The following is a 15,032-nucleotide window of genomic DNA, read 5'->3' as shown; positions in this document are numbered from 1 at the left end:
TACCCTACGCGCCGCCGAACCCGCGAAAAAAGGAGTGCCCCATGCGCCTCGCTCTGTTTGACCTTGATGACACCCTCCTGGATGGAGACTGCAGCGACCGCTGGAATTTATGGATGATAGAACAGGGCTGGATCCGTGACGCCGAGACCTTTATGGCGCGTGCCGAGCAGATGCAGCAGGCGTATCACGCGGGTAAGTTAAAGCTTGAAGAATACCTGGCGATGACCCTGGCGCCGCTGCGGGGGCGTCGCGTCAGTGATGTGCAGAAAGAAGTAGAGCGCTTTGTCGCCACTCATCTACAGCCGCGTATTTTTGATCACGCTTGGCGCTGCCTCGACGCGCATCGTCAGTCAGGCGACACCTTGGTTCTTATTTCGGCGTCATCGCATCACTTGGTGGCACCGATTGCGACAATGTTAGGGATTGAGCATGTGCTGGCGGTAGAGCTCAGTGTCGAGCACGCGGGGAGTCGAGCAAGCTACACCGGCCAGAGTAAAGGCGTGCTCTCCTATCGAAGCGGCAAAGTAGTGCGTTTCCAGCAGTGGCTAACCGAGCAAAACATCACTCCCAGCCACACTACCTTCTACTCGGATTCCCGCAACGATATCCCGCTGCTGCAATATGTTGACTGCCCGGTAGCGGTGAATCCAGACCCTGTGCTGGCGGAGGTTGCTAGTGTCGAAGGATGGCGGCGATTAGACTGGCGGATAGCAGCGTCGAACGGCGCTTCATCGGCCAACGATCTATCTGGAAAATCGGCGCATGCCTGATGCTTACTATTTACAGTTAACAGAACAGCTTCGCTATTTAATTACTCAGCACGCAACTCAGTGGGAAGGTAAACTGCCCGCCGAACGAGCGTTGGCAGAGCGCTTTTCGACGACCCGCGTTACGTTGCGCCAAGCCTTGGCGCAACTGGAGGGAGAAGGGCTCATTCACCGCAGCAATCGGCGAGGCTGGTTTATTTCACCGGCTCGGCTGGTGTATGACCCTACCCGAGACGCAGGCTTTAACGATTATGTGCGTGCTCAGGGGCGCCAGCCGCGCACTGCGGTTCTAAAGCTTGAAACCTGCCCACACTTAGCGGCGGCCCGTGCCCTGGAGCTGCCCGATGACCAGCCGTTCCATCATATTCGCCGTCGCCGTTACGTGGATGATCGCGCTGTACTGGTGGAGTCGCTTTGGGTAGTGCCAGAGCGAGCGCCAGAGTTGCTCGACATCTACAGCGGACAATCATTGTGGGGGCTGTTAAGAGAGCGCTGGGGGCACCACTTAGCCAATCGCTCGATCCGCATGGTGTCTGAAGCACTGTCGCCACTCGATGCCGAAGAGTTACTCGTTGCCCCAGGCGCTGCAGGACTCAATATTTGCCGCGCTATTTTCGACGATCAGCAGCGGCCTATTGAGTTTGATGAGGAGCACTGGCTGCATGATTCCCTTTGCATCAGCGTTGATCTGGCTGGGCAGCAGTGAGCGTAACGGTTGCCTAATACCGTCCATCCAAGCGTACATCACAGCTTAAAAAAACGGTCAAGCAAGCGTCATCGCAGTGTCATTTAACCACGGCAAACTCCTGGTCTATACCAAAACGCTAGGAGCCTACTATGTCGACCCTTCACCGGTTGTTTCAACCCACTCAAATAGCCGCTGCTTTGCTTGCAACGGCGGCTGTTACCTTCACCTCTATGGCGAGCGCCACTGAGTTAACGGTGTACACCGCCGTTGAATCAGATGACCTGCAAAAATATGCCGAGCGCTTTAATGCTGCTCACCCCGATATCACCATTAACTGGGTGCGCGACTCGACGGGCGTGATTACTGCGCGCCTGCTGGCGGAAAAAGACAACCCCCAGGCAGATGTCATCTGGGGCTTAGCAGCCACTAGTCTGCTGGTGCTTGAAGAAGAAAACATGCTGGAGCGCTACGCCCCCACTGGCGTTGAAAATCTTGATCCAAAATTCGTTGATGCTGCTTACCGTAACGGTGAATACCCTGCGTGGGTGGGCATGGATGCCTGGGTAGCTGCCATTTGCTACAACACCATTGAGGGCGAGCGCCAGGGCGTGCCCATGCCAACCTCCTGGGAAGACCTGACCCAGCCTGAGTTTGAGGGGCATGTGATCATGCCTAACCCCAACTCCTCTGGTACCGGCTATTTGGATGTGGCCAGCTGGATGCAGCTGTGGGGCGAAGAGCAGGGCTGGGACTATATGGACCGTCTGCATAACAACATTTCCCGTTACACCCACTCAGGCTCTGCGCCATGTAGCCTGGCGGCCACCGGCGAAGCGGTTGTTGGCGTGTCGTTTGCCTTCCGGGGTGCACGATTAAAATCCCAAGGCGCACCAATTGAAGTGATTTTCCCAGAAGAGGGGCTGGGCTGGGATATGGAAGCTGCCGCCATCGTGGCCGGTACCGCTAAACAGGAAGCTGCCCAAACGCTGATGGACTGGGCCGTGTCCCGCGAGGCTAACGAGCTTTATAACGAAGGCTACGCCGTGGTGGCCTACCCCGGTGTGGCACAGCCGATTGAAAACTACCCTGCGGACATTGCCGATCGCATGATTGATGCCGACTTCCAGTGGGCTGCCGTCAATCGCGAGCGCGTACTGGCTGAGTGGCAGCGCCGCTACGACGGTAAGACAGAACAGTAAGCAGAGATCAGTTCCCCGGCCTAGGCCGGGGCTTGGAGATGTTATGCAACCTATTATGACCTCGCTGCTGGCCGCCGATTCGCCCACAGCGGTTCCCCCAGCGATGCCTCATCTGAGTATTGAATCGGTCACTAAACGCTTTGGAAGCTTTACTGCGCTGGACAACATTGCGCTACAGATTCAGGAGGGCGAGTTTGTCTGCTTTTTAGGGCCTTCTGGCTGCGGAAAAACGACCCTGTTACGCACTATTGCAGGCCTGGCTCAGCAAACAGCGGGCACGTTAATTCAGCGTGGCAAGGATATTTCCATGCTGCCCCCGCAAGCGCGGGATTTTGGCATTGTGTTCCAATCTTATGCGCTGTTTCCCAATCTAACGGTGTTCGATAACGTTGCCTACGGGCTACGCAACCGCCGCAGTGATCGGGCGACAATTGATGCCCGCGTAGCGGAGTTACTTGCACTGGTTGATCTTAGCGGTAGCGAGCATAAATATCCTGCCGCGCTTTCTGGCGGGCAGCAGCAGCGGGTTGCGCTAGCGCGAGCGCTGGCGACCGAACCGGGCCTGTTACTGCTTGATGAACCCCTCTCAGCGCTGGATGCGAGAGTGCGCGGCCATTTGCGCCATCAGATCAAAGCGCTACAGGCGCGTCTTGGCGTGACCACCATTATGGTCACCCACGATCAAGAAGAAGCACTCACCATGGCAGATCGTATCGTGGTAATGAACCATGGGGTAATCGAACAGGTGGGAACGCCCGCTGAGATCTACCATCAGCCCGCCAGCGCTTTTGTGGCGTCATTTATCGGCACCATGAATTTTTTAGAGGTGACCGCCCAGGCGAATAACCAGGCGTTGCTAGGTACTATTTCATGCCCTTGCCTGCCGCATGCCTACGCGCAAGGCCAAGCAGCGCAACTGGCCATTCGCCCTGAAGCGGTCGCGCTTAGTGCTAGCACCACCGGGCTGAGCGGTGAGGTGATGGGTATTGAGTTTTTAGGGGCGTTTCAGCGGGTGTCGCTGCAATTTAACGGTACCGAGCAACGGTTGCTGGCTGATGTTCCCAGTCGTGATAGCGCCGCACTGGGATTGCGGCTAGGGCAAAACCTGGGTATCCATTTGCCTGCCGATGCTGCCCGTTTATATCCGGCAGGGAGCAACCCGTCATGAGGGCAAGTACGTTTTCAGGCTCTGCCTCAAAGCCTTCACTGGAGGCGTGGATTCGCCTGCTCGTGCTGTTAGCGGGCGTGGCGCTGTTAGTGATTGGCCTGCTGTTTCCGCTATTGGCGATGTTGGTGAAAAGCCTGCAAGACCGCAGCGGCGACTTTATTGGGCTAGCCAACTTTGTGCAGTACTTTCAAACGCCAGCACTGGTCAACTCAATTGCCAATTCGCTGCGCGTGGCGTTCACCACCACGGTGGTCGTCGCTGGGCTGGCCTTTTTATGCGCCTACGGCATTACCCGTACCTGCATGCCGGGCAAGCGGCTCTTTCGCATGTTGGCAATTTTGCCCATTTTGGCACCTTCCCTGCTGCCCGCTATTAGTCTGGTTTATCTGTTTGGCAACCAGGGGTTTTTGCGCGACGTGCTGGCAGGCCATTCGATTTATGGACCGATTGGCATTGTGATGGGCATGAGTTTTTGGATTTTTCCCCATGCGCTAATGCTGCTCACCACGGCGCTGACTAACAGCGATGCACGCCTCTATGAAGCAGCCGAAGCGCTGGGCACACCGAAGTGGCGTACGTTTTTGACGATTACGCTGCCAGGGGTGCGTTACGGGCTGATTTCATGCCTGTTCGTTGTCTTTACGCTGGCCATTACCGACTTTGGTGTGCCGAAAATTATTGGCGGCCAATTCAGCGTGCTCGCCACCGATGTGTATCGCCAAGTGGTGGGGCAGCAGAACTTCCAAATGGGCGCGGTGGTTAGCGTTATTTTGCTAATGCCTGCGGTGCTATCGTTTGCCGTTGACCGCTGGATACAAAAGCGTCAGGTGGCTCAGCTTTCGGCGCGGGCCGTGCCATGGCAACCCACGCCTAGCCCGCTGCGAGACTGGACGTTTGCGCTGCTGTGTTATTCGGTCGCGGGGGTGATTCTGCTAGTCATTGGTACCGCGGTGTATGCTTCACTCATCCAGTTTTGGCCCTACAACCTGTCGTTCACACTGCAGCACTATACCTTTCAAGGCTTAGCGGGCAGTGGCTGGGGGGCTTGGTTTAACTCTCTCAAACTGGCCTTTAGCGTCGCGTTAGTGGGTACACTGGTGATTTTCTTCAATGCGTGGCTGATTGAAAAGAGCGAAGGCTATCGCCCGCTGCGCCAAGGCCTGCATTTTATGGCCATGCTACCCATGGCGGTGCCGGGTATGGTGCTGGGCCTCGCGTATATCTTCTTTTTTAACCAGGCAGGGAACCCTCTTAACTGGCTTTACGGCACTATGGCGATTCTGGTGCTCAACACGCTCGTGCACTTTTACACGGTATGCCATCTCACTTCGGTCACTGCGCTGAAACAGCTCGATCCTGAGTTTGAAGCCGTGGGAGCCTCGTTAAAAGTACCGTTCTGGACCACGTTTAGCCGCGTGACATTGCCGGTATCGCTGCCTGCCGTGCTAGATATTTCGGTCTACCTATTTGTCAATGCGATGACGACAGTGTCTGCGGTAGTGTTCCTCTATAACAGTGACACGCGGCTGGCTTCAGTGGCGGTGCTACACCTGGACGAGGCGGGCTATTTTGCCAGCGCCGCGGCCATGGCAGTGCTGATTTTCCTGACCTCGCTGGTGGTTAAACTGCTCCACGCTGCGCTTACCCACGTTCTCTTAAACAACGCTCAGCGTTGGCGTCAGGCGGGCTAAATAGCCCGCTACGCCAGCGGCTGACATGTGCTTATAATCTGGTATAGACCAAAATGATGAGTGATTTAAAAGTGCCTTACCTCTTAACCCCAGGGCCGCTAACTACGTCCCAGGCGACCAAAGCCGCCATGCTGCGCGACTGGGGCTCCTGGGATGATGACTTTAACCGTGTGACTGCCGACGTGCGTGCGCAACTGCTGGCCATGGCCGACGCTGCCGCTAGCGAGTTTGCCTGTGTGCCGATGCAGGGCAGCGGCACGTTCGCCGTTGAAAGTGCGCTGGCCTGCGCAACCGACCCTAGTGGCAAAGTGCTGGTGTTAATGAACGGCGCTTACGGCAAGCGGGCTGCTCAACTGCTCGATATGATGGGCCGTTGTTATGTGACGCTGGATAAAGGTGACTACTTACCGCCGCAACCCGACGAAGTGGCGGCACTGCTACAGCAAGATGCTGACATTACCGCCGTTTTTCTAGTTCACTGCGAAACCAGCTCCGGCATTTTGAACCCGCTTGAAGCCATCGCTGAGGTGGTGCGGGCTCACAGGAAAACGCTGATCGTGGACGCCATGAGCTCGTTTGGAGGCATACCGATCAGTCTGACAAAAACGCCTATTGATGTGCTGATTTCATCAGCCAATAAGTGCATCGAAGGCGTACCGGGCTTTGGTTTTGTGATCATTCGCCAGACGCTACTGGCTGCTGGTCAGGGGCGTGCCCACTCGCTGAGCCTGGATTTACACGCCCAGTGGGACTACATGGAGCGCACTGGCCAGTGGCGCTTTACCCCGCCCACGCATACGGTGGTGGCCTTTCAAGCGGCGCTTGCCCAGCACCGGGAAGAGGGCGGCGTGCCGGGGCGCTGCGCACGTTATACCCACACGCGTGATGTGCTGGTAAGAGGCATGCGGGCGTTAGGCTTCAGCACGCTTTTAGACGATGAATGGCTATCACCCATCATCACCACGTTTTTGAGCCCTACCGACCCTGCGTTTGAATTTAAGACGTTCTATGCAGCGCTGAAGGCGCGTGGCTTTTTGATCTACCCCGGCAAATTAACCGACGTCGAAAGTTTTCGCATCGGCTGCATTGGCCAATTGGATGCGGCGGTGATTGAGCAGTTACTCCGCGTTATTCAAGACGCCCTAACGGATATGGGTGTTTCTCTCTTCACTGAATCAAGGAGTGCCTGATGCACTATCAATCTCCTCAATGTCTGCAGGCGGTGATTTGTGACTGGGCGGGTACGCTGGTCGATTTTGGCTCCTTCGCCCCGACCCAGATATTTGTCGAAGCCTTTGCCGAACTGGGTGTGGCGATCAGCCTAGCAGAAGCACGTGGCCCGATGGGCATGGGCAAATGGGAGCATATTCGCACGCTGTGCGATCAGCCTGAGATAGCCGAGCGCTTTCTTCAAGCCGTGGGTCACCTGCCGACTGATGCCGATGTGACGGCGCTTTATGAGCGCTTTATGCCGCTGCAGATTGCCAAAATTGCCGATCACTCGGCGGTGATACCGGGGGCGCTGGATACGCTTACTTGGTTACGTATGCAGGGGTTAAAGGTAGGTTCGTGCTCCGGCTATCCGGCCGTGGTGATGGAAAAAGTGGTGGCGCTAGCCGCTGATAACGGCTTAACGGTAGATCATGTGGTGGCCACTGACGAGGTGCCCAATGGCCGCCCGTATCCCGCCCAGGCGCTGGCTAATGTGATTGCCTTAGGCATCAGCGATGTCGCTGCCTGTATCAAGGTGGACGATACCGCCCCCGGCCTACTTGAAGGGCGCCGTGCCGGCATGTGGACGGTCGCGCTCACCTGTTCAGGCAATGCGCTAGGACTAAGTTATAACCAGTATCATGCGCTGGGCGATAGCGAACGCCGTGCAGCCCACGAGCGAGTGGCCGCCCAGTTTGCCCCCTCAAAACCGCACTACAGCATTGCCACTATCGCCGAACTGCCCGGCGTTGTGGATGCCATTAATGCCCGTTTACAGCGAGGAGAGCGGCCTTGAGTCCAGCCGCACTGGCGTTAGTGCTGCTTTCGGTGTGTATGCATGCTGGTTGGAACGTATTGGGTAAGCGCAATGCACCATCGCTGGCTTTTTTTGCCTTGGCTTACGGGGCAGGCGGTGCATTGTTGCTGCCGCTGGTGTGGCTTGGGCCATCGTTGGCGGCGCTGCCCGAGGCATTTTGGGGCTGGCTAGCGCTCTCAGGGCTGTGCCAAATGCTCTATATGGGTGGCTTAGCCTGGGCTTATGCGCGTGGGGAAGTTAGCGTTCTCTATCCCATCGCTCGGGCGCTGCCGGTGGTGCTGGTACCGCTCGTATCCATTGGGCTGCTCGGCAACCGCGCGCTGGATGTGGGGGATGGAATTGGCATGGCCTTGGTGGTGGCAGGGGCGCTCTGCTTGCCGCTAAGCCATCCAGAGGCGCGCAGGCTATCGACCTATTTAACACCCGCTATGGGGTTTGCACTGTTGGCGGCCGCAGGTACGGTGGGCTATTCGCTGATCGATAAGCAGGCTCTGGCGTTGATGCAGGTAGCAGGCCACAGCAGTTTAACCGCAGGCGCGGTGTTTATGGTGCTACAGGCCGTGATGACGTTGACCTGGGCGGTACCGCTGCTGGCGCTGCTGCCGGCAGAGCGCCGTCGGTTGCCCGCTATCCGCCAGCAAGGGCTAGTGATGCTGGTCGTCACTGGCCTGATGATGACCTGCACGTATGGCCTGGTACTTATGGCTCTGGCGCTAACCGACGAGGTGAGTTACATCGTGGCGCTACGCCAGCTCTCCATTCCGGTGGGCGTTTTAATGGGCGTGCTGTGGCTAAAAGAACCCGCCTCTAGAGCAAAAGCGCTAGGCACGCTGATTATGCTGAGCGGGCTGTTGCTGGTGGCACTTTAAGCAGGCGCTAGCCAACTGCTTGCCAGACCAAGTTGATCCCCACCAAGAACATGGCCAGAATCACAAGGCGGTAAAACAGTGCTTCGTTGACGCGGCTTTGTAGCCATAGCCCGTTGCGCACGCCCATCCAGGCTACCGGCACCAACAGCATTGACGCCCAAACGCTGGTAACGTTGACTTCACCAAGCCACATATACGGGCCTAACTTGATAACATTCACTACCGCATAAATGACCGTGCAGGTGGCAATAAAGGTCTCTTTAGAGAGCTTGCGTGGCATCAAGTAAATATTGAGCGGTGGTGCGCCTGCATGGGCAATAAAGCTGGTAAACCCACAAACGCTGGCGGCAGGCAGCGCCCAGCGGGTGGAAATCGGCTTCTTAGCGACTGGCTTCAGCAACATATACGCCGCAAACACCACAGAGATAACGCCCAGCACCAATCGAACACCCTCTTCGCTGAGGCTGCCAAACAGCAGTGTGCCAACGGTCACGCCAATTACTAACCCCGGCACAAATCGCCACACTTCGGCGTTTGCCTGCTTTCCCCACCATGCTTTTAGCGCAAATACATCCATGACGAGCAAGAGGGGCAGTAACAAGCCTGCCGCTTGGGTAGGGCTAATCGCCAGCGCCATCAGGGGTACCGAAAGCGTGCCAAAACCGCCTGCAAAGCCGCCTTTTGAAACGCCGGTCAGGTAAACAGAAAAGACAATTAACACCCACGCGATAATGGAGTAATCGGGAAGCATGGAACATCCTTGGTAAACAGTCGTTAAAAACGCCTAACGTAAAAAACCCCGCATTCGCGGGGCTGAAAAGCATCGTGCCGATAAGTTGAGCGGGATAAATGTTAGCAGGCAAATAGATGGATGTCTCACCTGGTGCGGTTATAGGGGGTGATCACAAAATAATCACGGTCGCGAGGCCCAAGAACGACAAAAAGCCGACCACATCCGTGACGGTAGTTAAAATGACGGCGCCTGATAATGCGGGGTCTATCTGCAGCCTTTTCAACACCAAGGGAATCAGCACGCCCGATAAGTTGGCAACGCTCATGTTTAAAAAGATGGCTAACGTAATGACTAGCGTAATCAGCGGATCGCTAAACCACAGGTAGGAAATACCGCCGACAACCAGCGCCCACACTAAGCCGTTAATCATCCCTACCCAAAGCTCTTTGTTATAGAGCCACTGTTTATTGTTACCGGCGAGCTGGCCGAGCGCCAAACCGCGTATCACCACGGTTAGGGTTTGACTGCCAGCGATCCCGCCCATACTCGCCACCACCGGCATCAGGATGGCGAGCGCCACAATTTGATCCAATACTTCTTCAAACTGCCCAATCACGAAGGCGGCTAGGAAAGCGGTGAGCAGGTTAATGCCCAGCCAAACGCCACGGCTCTTTGCGCTTCGCAGAATAGGGGTGAAGACTTCCTCCTCATCGCTGACGCCCGACATGTGCTTTAACGTCATGTCCGCATCATCTTGGGTGATCTCTAATACGTCGGAGGCGTTTAGCTGACCGACTAACAGCCCGTCACTATCACAAACCGGCACAAAGGGCAGTTCTTTGGAGCGGAGTAGCGCAGCGGCATCGCCTACCTTCATTTGATCATTGAGTGTGAAGGGAGCATCCATATGCTCGTCAACGGTGCTCTCCTGCGGCTGTTTGATGAGATCAATGAGCGATAGAGTTCCCAGTAGACGCTTATCCTTGTCAGTAATCATAATCTGTTGCGATTCATCGTCTAGCAGCCGGTGAATGCGGATATAGCGCTGTACCGCTTCTAGTGATACGCCCTGCTTTACATTGACCGTTTCTGGGTCCATGTAACGACCGACGACATCCTCTTCATAAGCATGAAGAATTTCCACATGAGCACGGATCTCCTGATCCAGGCTGGCGTAGACGGTCGTTTTGATTTCGTCGTCAGCGACATCGAGAACCTCGGCCACTTCCTGAGCATCCAGGCCCTTAACGATTTGCTCTACGTCGCTGGCGGAAAGGTCTTCAATAAAGTCGGCACGAATATCTTCATCCACTTCGGCGAGCACTTCACCGAGCACATCATCAGGGATGTAGTCCCACAGGAGGTCGCGAGTTTTAGCCGGAAAAGACTCAAGCGTGCGCGCAATCGCTAAGATATCGAGCTCAGTAAACAGCTCGCTCAGGGCGATGTTGTCTTCTTCGTCTAGAAGCTTCTGCAGATAAAGCAGCTGCTCCTCGGTATTGGTGTATTTTTCCTCATCGCGCATAGAGTCCATCCTTAGGGGGAATTAATTTTGAACACAACCACTAGAAAGCGCTTGATGGCTCACGATGAATTTTATCGATAGGCAGGGTTGAAAGCCATGACGGCGTTGAAGACCGGCATGGCGTTGGACACTGTTACAGCGTTGGAGGGGTGCGTTGTTAGTGGCGTGTTTCAAATGCCACGCGTACGCCGTATGCCATACGCTGTTGGGCACCCACCGGCGGGGTGTCGTTGCCAATCATTTCGTCCACAGCGTCTGCCCAGGTGAGGATGCCGTGGGTAAAGCCAAGCGGGGCGAGCGCACGACTGACCCATTGGGTGCCGCTAAAGCGCTTGGTTTCACCCGTTTCATCGACCAGCAAGCCAACCGAATCATTGTGGTGCAGACGCACGATATACCAGCCCATATCGAGCCCCAGCAGTTCTACCTCGGGCAGTGGTGCTGAGGTTTGTAAGCGTTGTGACAGTTCTTCTAGGGTCAAACGAGGGGGGAGCGTAGACGACATGGCATTACCTCAACAGACGATAAACTTATATCTCAAAGTCTAAAGTTTGTGGTGGTATTGTACAGCTTTTTGTAGCTCTACTTGCGTCACTTTATGTTGCTAGCCTGCTGTAATGGCGGCTAATTAATGATTGAGTGCTAGCCACGTATGGTTAGCGCGGTGTGATGTCGGGTGGCTTAGCGCCGTAATATCCGCATGATAGATAGCCGCTATGCGCTGAGGGGCAAGTACCTGGGCAGGCGTACCCTGGGCAACACGCTGCCCTTGATCGAGTAGCCATACCTGGTCGGCGTAGGTGCTGGCCAGATTGAGGTCGTGAAGCACGCAGACAATTGCCATAAAGTGCCGTTCTGCCCAGGTGCGTAGTTGACGCATTAAGCGCTGCTGCTGGCCGATATCGAGCGCGCTGGTGGGTTCATCCAGCAGTAAAAGCCCACCATCTTGGGCGGTAGGGGAGCGCCGGGAAAGTAACTGGCAGGCACCCCGCGCAATCATTACCCGCTGGCGTTCGCCGCCGGATAGCGAAAGCACGCTGCGCTGGGCAAGGTGCGATAAGTCTAAATCATGCAGCAGTTCCGCGATCAGCGCATGGCTAGGGTTGCTGCCTAAACTCACCAGTTCACCGGTTTGCCAATCAAAGCCTGGCAACGTTTGCTGGGCCACCAGCGCCCGGCGGTCGGCAAGCACGCTGATTGGCCACTCGCTCAGACGCTTGCCGTCCAGGTGTAGCTCGCCCTGTTCACAGGGGCGAAACCCCGACAGCATGCTGAGCAAGGTGCTCTTGCCTGCGCCGTTGGGCCCAACAATGGCGAGCAGTTCACCTGGGCGAAGGGTGCCGTCCAACGGCGCGATAGTGGGCGAGGTGGTGAAGCCCGCTTGATGTAGGGTCAGCATGCTCGATTCCGACGCATTAGAAGGTAAAGGAAATAGGGGCCGCCCAACAGGCTGGTTAACAGCCCGACGGGGATTTCGGCGGGGGCGCCAAGGGTGCGTGCCAGAGTGTCCGCAACGACGAGCAGTAGTGCACCGCCTAGCATAGACGCGGGTAGCAGCAGGCGGTGCCCAGGCCCGAGCCAAAGCCGCAGGCAGTGGGGGACCAGCAAGCCAAGAAAACCAATCACACCGGTCAGCGCGACGCACAGCCCTACACCCAGCGAGGTAGCAACGACCACGCGGCGTTTTAAGCGCGTTGCATCCAAGCCTGCTGCATGGGCGGTAGATTCGCCTAGCTGAAGTAGGTCAAGCTCATGTGCGCTGCGTATTAACAGCCATAGGGCAAACGCAATAAGGGCAAGGGCTAAGGCCGTGGTGCGCCACAGAGCGTTGGTGAGCGTGCCCATCCCCCATAAGCTGAGCTGGCGAAGCTGCTCATCACTGGCCATAAATGCCAGCACGCCGCCTCCAGCGCCGGCTAAGGTGTTGATGGCCAAGCCCGCGAGTAGCAGCGACATCACGGCAGCACTGCCACCCCCTTGGCGCTTGGCAATGCCAAATACCACTAAACAAACACTAAGTGCCCCTAGAAAACCCGCTGCAAACTGGCCGTAAAGGCTACCGGCAGCGCTACCCTGAAAAAGCACAATCCAAAGCGCCACAAATAGCCCCGCACCGCTGGCAAGGCCTAACAGTGTGGGATCAGCCAATGGGTTACGAAATAGCCCCTGCATGGCGGCTCCGCTACCCGCCAGCATCGCGCCAACGGCCACGCCTAGCAGTAAGCGAGGTAAACGCAGCTGCCACCATACCTGCACGCTGAGCCCATCGGCGCTGCCATTGATGAGTGCCCAGGGTGATACGCCCAGCGCGCCGGAAGCTGCTCCCCAGCCAAGGGCGATTATTAATGCCAGGGTAAGGCCACCCAGCACACGTGTGGTTCGGCGAAGCGGCAGTAAGGGGCGATAACGATCATAGGAAGCGCCGGAAATCATCGGCTAGCCTGCTCGGTGCCGGGCAGTGCCTCAATGTTCTGGCGCAGGGTAAATAGCTGGTCAGGCGTGCGAGGGCCAAAACCGAGCAGCGCTTGATCATCAATGACGATTAGTCGTTTCTCACGTCCTGCGGGCGTTAACTGCATCCCCGGTAACCGCCATAGCGCGTGCTCGCCGCCCAACGCCTCCAACCCCCGTTGGGACATAATCACCAGCGTGGGGGCTTCTTTTGCCAGCGCCTCGGCTGCCACGCTTTGATACCCCCTCATTTCGCCAAACGCATTATTCAGGCCAACGGCCGTTAAGGCTGTGTGGGCGGCGGTGTCGTTGCCAGCAACTCGCGGTGTTAGGCCACTGTGGTGAAGAATAAACATCGCTCGGGTGTCAGGCAGTGGGGGAAGGGATGCTAAGCGTTCAAGGGTGGCGGTGAGTGAGGCAGCCAGCGCGTCACCCTGTGGCTGGCGCTGCGTATGCTGGGCCACCGTGCGGACTTTCTCGGCAATCGAGGACAGGTCAGCCGGTGCCTCAATCACATCAACGGTTACACCCACGGCCTCTAACTGTTCTAGCACCTCCTTTGGGCCGGCGTGCCCCGCTGCCAGCACCCGGTCTGGCGCCACTGAGAGCACGCTTTCAGCAGAGAGCTGGCGCAGGTAGCCTACCGAAGGCAGAGCGGCCATTTCTGGGGGATGAAGCACCGTATCGTCGCGGGCAACGACCTCGATATCCGCATCAAGGGCGGCAACGGTATCAGCGATATCGCCGCCCAAAATGACCCAGCGCTCGTTGGCTAGCGCAACCCCGGTAGTTAACCAGCCAATCAGTAATGTAGTAAGCGAGTGGCGTGCGAAGCGTGTTGCGTTCATGCCACGGCCTCTTGGCTGTCGATTTCATTCAGCAACTGTCGCCACTCTCGACGCTCATTGCGGCCTTCCTGGCGTTCAGCGTAAATTTGCAGCACCAAAGAACCCTCTGCATCAAAGGCCTCCACGCTGGTAACGCCGCCGTCGCGATTAGGTTTGCTAACCTGCCACACTTGCTCAATGGCGGTGTCATTCAGGTGCAGGGTGAACTGCTCGCCAAACAGGTTTAGCCAGCCGCGGGCGCGCTGGGGCGCAGGCACTATGCCAGTGCGAATTTGCACGCAGCCGGGGCTTGCCACAAACAGCATCAAGGGCAGCGCGCGCTGATTTGCGTTGGTTAACAACTGTTCCAAGGCTCCGACAGGAAGCGCACGTGTATAGCGGCCTTCCATCAGCTGGTTGGCTTCAAGGCGCTCTAGGTGATGGCGCTGCAGCAGCGTAAAGAATTGATGTACATCGCGCATCGCCGCCCACTCGCTAGCGAGCGTGGGCGCTTCCGGGAGGGCGCGCTTTAAGCGGGGAGCGCACTGGGTAAATGCGGGAGTGTCCATGGTGCCTAGGGCGGCTAGCGCTCCCCAGTGGCGAGGTAGCGGATTTTCCAGCGCAAAGCTTTTATGAATAGCGCAGCCATGTTGGTTGAAAACTTGCAGGCTCCAGCGCCACTGGGCTGTTTTGTTCCCTGCGGACATGGGGACATAGATAGGGTCGCGGATCAGGCAAGCCCAGTGCCAATGGGAAAACAGCAGCCGTAAATCTAGGCCGCCTGGGTCAAGCAGCAAGCCGGTGTGCGACCCACCATTTAGTTCTGGGTAATCACCGGTTTGCTCCAGTACGGCTAATCGGGAGCGAGTGAGTGCTTTGACACGGCCTAATAGAGAAAGATGCGCCGCAAGGTCTTTCGGCGCGAGGGGCAGGGTCCACACGTCACGGCCTAAGCGCGCGGCCTGAAGTTCGCCCTCACTGATGGATAAGCGTTCGGCAATATCAATGGCGGGCAGGCGAGGCTGCGCTGCGCGCGCAGCGTCGAAGGCTTCAAGAATAGCGATCTGCTGAGAATTAATCATATG

At 56.9% G+C, this 15,032-nt stretch carries 15 protein-coding genes; 8 read left to right on the top strand and 7 right to left on the bottom strand.

Annotation, left to right across the window (positions count from 1 at the left end):
- Positions 1–41: 41 nt before the first annotated feature.
- From LG301_RS15125 to LG301_RS15090, 8 genes are all read left to right on the top strand, one after another.
- Positions 42–770: an HAD family hydrolase gene (locus LG301_RS15125; protein WP_404471980.1), complete on the top strand. Its 729-nt coding sequence runs from the start codon at positions 42–44 to the stop codon at positions 768–770.
- Entirely contained in the window at positions 763–1,473 is a 711-nt protein-coding gene (locus LG301_RS15120) for a GntR family transcriptional regulator (RefSeq protein WP_263067076.1), read from the top strand. Before LG301_RS15125 ends, LG301_RS15120 begins: the two co-directional genes overlap by 8 nt.
- 131 nt (positions 1,474–1,604) lie before the next feature.
- The gene (locus tag LG301_RS15115) at positions 1,605–2,654 is read left to right on the top strand and encodes a putative 2-aminoethylphosphonate ABC transporter substrate-binding protein (RefSeq protein ID WP_404471979.1); all 1,050 of its coding nucleotides are present in this window, start codon (positions 1,605–1,607) and stop codon (positions 2,652–2,654) included.
- Positions 2,655–2,697: 43 nt separating this feature from the next.
- Positions 2,698–3,822: a putative 2-aminoethylphosphonate ABC transporter ATP-binding protein gene (locus tag LG301_RS15110; RefSeq protein WP_404471978.1), complete on the top strand. Its 1,125-nt coding sequence runs from the start codon at positions 2,698–2,700 to the stop codon at positions 3,820–3,822.
- Positions 3,819–5,513, top strand: a complete 1,695-nt coding sequence (locus tag LG301_RS15105) for a putative 2-aminoethylphosphonate ABC transporter permease subunit (RefSeq protein WP_404471977.1) — start codon at positions 3,819–3,821, stop codon at positions 5,511–5,513. Before LG301_RS15110 ends, LG301_RS15105 begins: the two co-directional genes overlap by 4 nt.
- Before the next feature lie 53 nt (positions 5,514–5,566).
- Positions 5,567–6,703, top strand: a complete 1,137-nt coding sequence (locus LG301_RS15100; RefSeq protein WP_404471976.1) for a 2-aminoethylphosphonate--pyruvate transaminase — start codon at positions 5,567–5,569, stop codon at positions 6,701–6,703.
- A complete protein-coding gene (phnX, locus tag LG301_RS15095; protein ID WP_404471975.1) occupies positions 6,703–7,521 on the top strand; it encodes a phosphonoacetaldehyde hydrolase in 819 nt (272 codons plus the stop codon). The genes LG301_RS15100 and phnX overlap by 1 nt, the downstream gene beginning before the upstream one ends.
- A complete protein-coding gene (locus tag LG301_RS15090) occupies positions 7,518–8,411 on the top strand; it encodes an EamA family transporter (RefSeq protein ID WP_404471974.1) in 894 nt (297 codons plus the stop codon). Before phnX ends, LG301_RS15090 begins: the two co-directional genes overlap by 4 nt.
- 7 nt (positions 8,412–8,418) lie before the next feature.
- Here LG301_RS15090 and LG301_RS15085 read toward each other — a convergent pair whose 3' ends face one another.
- The 7 genes from LG301_RS15085 to LG301_RS15055 all read right to left on the bottom strand — a co-directional run bounded on the left by LG301_RS15085 (position 8,419) and on the right by LG301_RS15055 (position 15,029).
- Positions 8,419–9,162, bottom strand: a complete 744-nt coding sequence (locus LG301_RS15085) for a sulfite exporter TauE/SafE family protein (RefSeq protein ID WP_404471973.1) — start codon at positions 9,160–9,162, stop codon at positions 8,419–8,421.
- Positions 9,163–9,313: 151 nt separating this feature from the next.
- Positions 9,314–10,669 carry a magnesium transporter gene (gene mgtE, locus LG301_RS15080; protein ID WP_404471972.1) on the bottom strand — a complete coding sequence of 452 codons (1,356 nt, stop codon included), beginning with the start codon at positions 10,667–10,669 and terminating at the stop codon, positions 9,314–9,316.
- Between the two features lie 157 nt (positions 10,670–10,826).
- Positions 10,827–11,174, bottom strand: a complete 348-nt coding sequence (locus tag LG301_RS15075) for a DUF6482 family protein (RefSeq protein ID WP_404471971.1) — start codon at positions 11,172–11,174, stop codon at positions 10,827–10,829.
- Between the two features lie 123 nt (positions 11,175–11,297).
- Positions 11,298–12,068: an ATP-binding cassette domain-containing protein gene (locus tag LG301_RS15070; protein WP_404471970.1), complete on the bottom strand. Its 771-nt coding sequence runs from the start codon at positions 12,066–12,068 to the stop codon at positions 11,298–11,300.
- Positions 12,062–13,102: a FecCD family ABC transporter permease gene (locus LG301_RS15065; RefSeq protein ID WP_404471969.1), complete on the bottom strand. Its 1,041-nt coding sequence runs from the start codon at positions 13,100–13,102 to the stop codon at positions 12,062–12,064. Before LG301_RS15065 ends, LG301_RS15070 begins: the two co-directional genes overlap by 7 nt.
- Positions 13,099–13,968 (bottom strand): hemin ABC transporter substrate-binding protein, encoded by an 870-nt coding sequence (locus LG301_RS15060; RefSeq protein ID WP_404471968.1) that lies wholly within the window; start codon positions 13,966–13,968, stop codon positions 13,099–13,101. Before LG301_RS15060 ends, LG301_RS15065 begins: the two co-directional genes overlap by 4 nt.
- Positions 13,965–15,029 carry a ChuX/HutX family heme-like substrate-binding protein gene (locus LG301_RS15055; protein WP_404471967.1) on the bottom strand — a complete coding sequence of 355 codons (1,065 nt, stop codon included), beginning with the start codon at positions 15,027–15,029 and terminating at the stop codon, positions 13,965–13,967. Before LG301_RS15055 ends, LG301_RS15060 begins: the two co-directional genes overlap by 4 nt.
- Positions 15,030–15,032: the final 3 nt, after the last annotated feature.

The sequence above is a fragment of the Vreelandella venusta genome (assembly GCF_044809155.1).
GTDB classification, from domain to species: Bacteria; Pseudomonadota; Gammaproteobacteria; order Pseudomonadales; family Halomonadaceae; genus Vreelandella; species Vreelandella venusta_B.
Note: the sequence above shows the minus strand (reverse complement) of the source record. Positions and strands in the feature narration are given on the sequence as shown.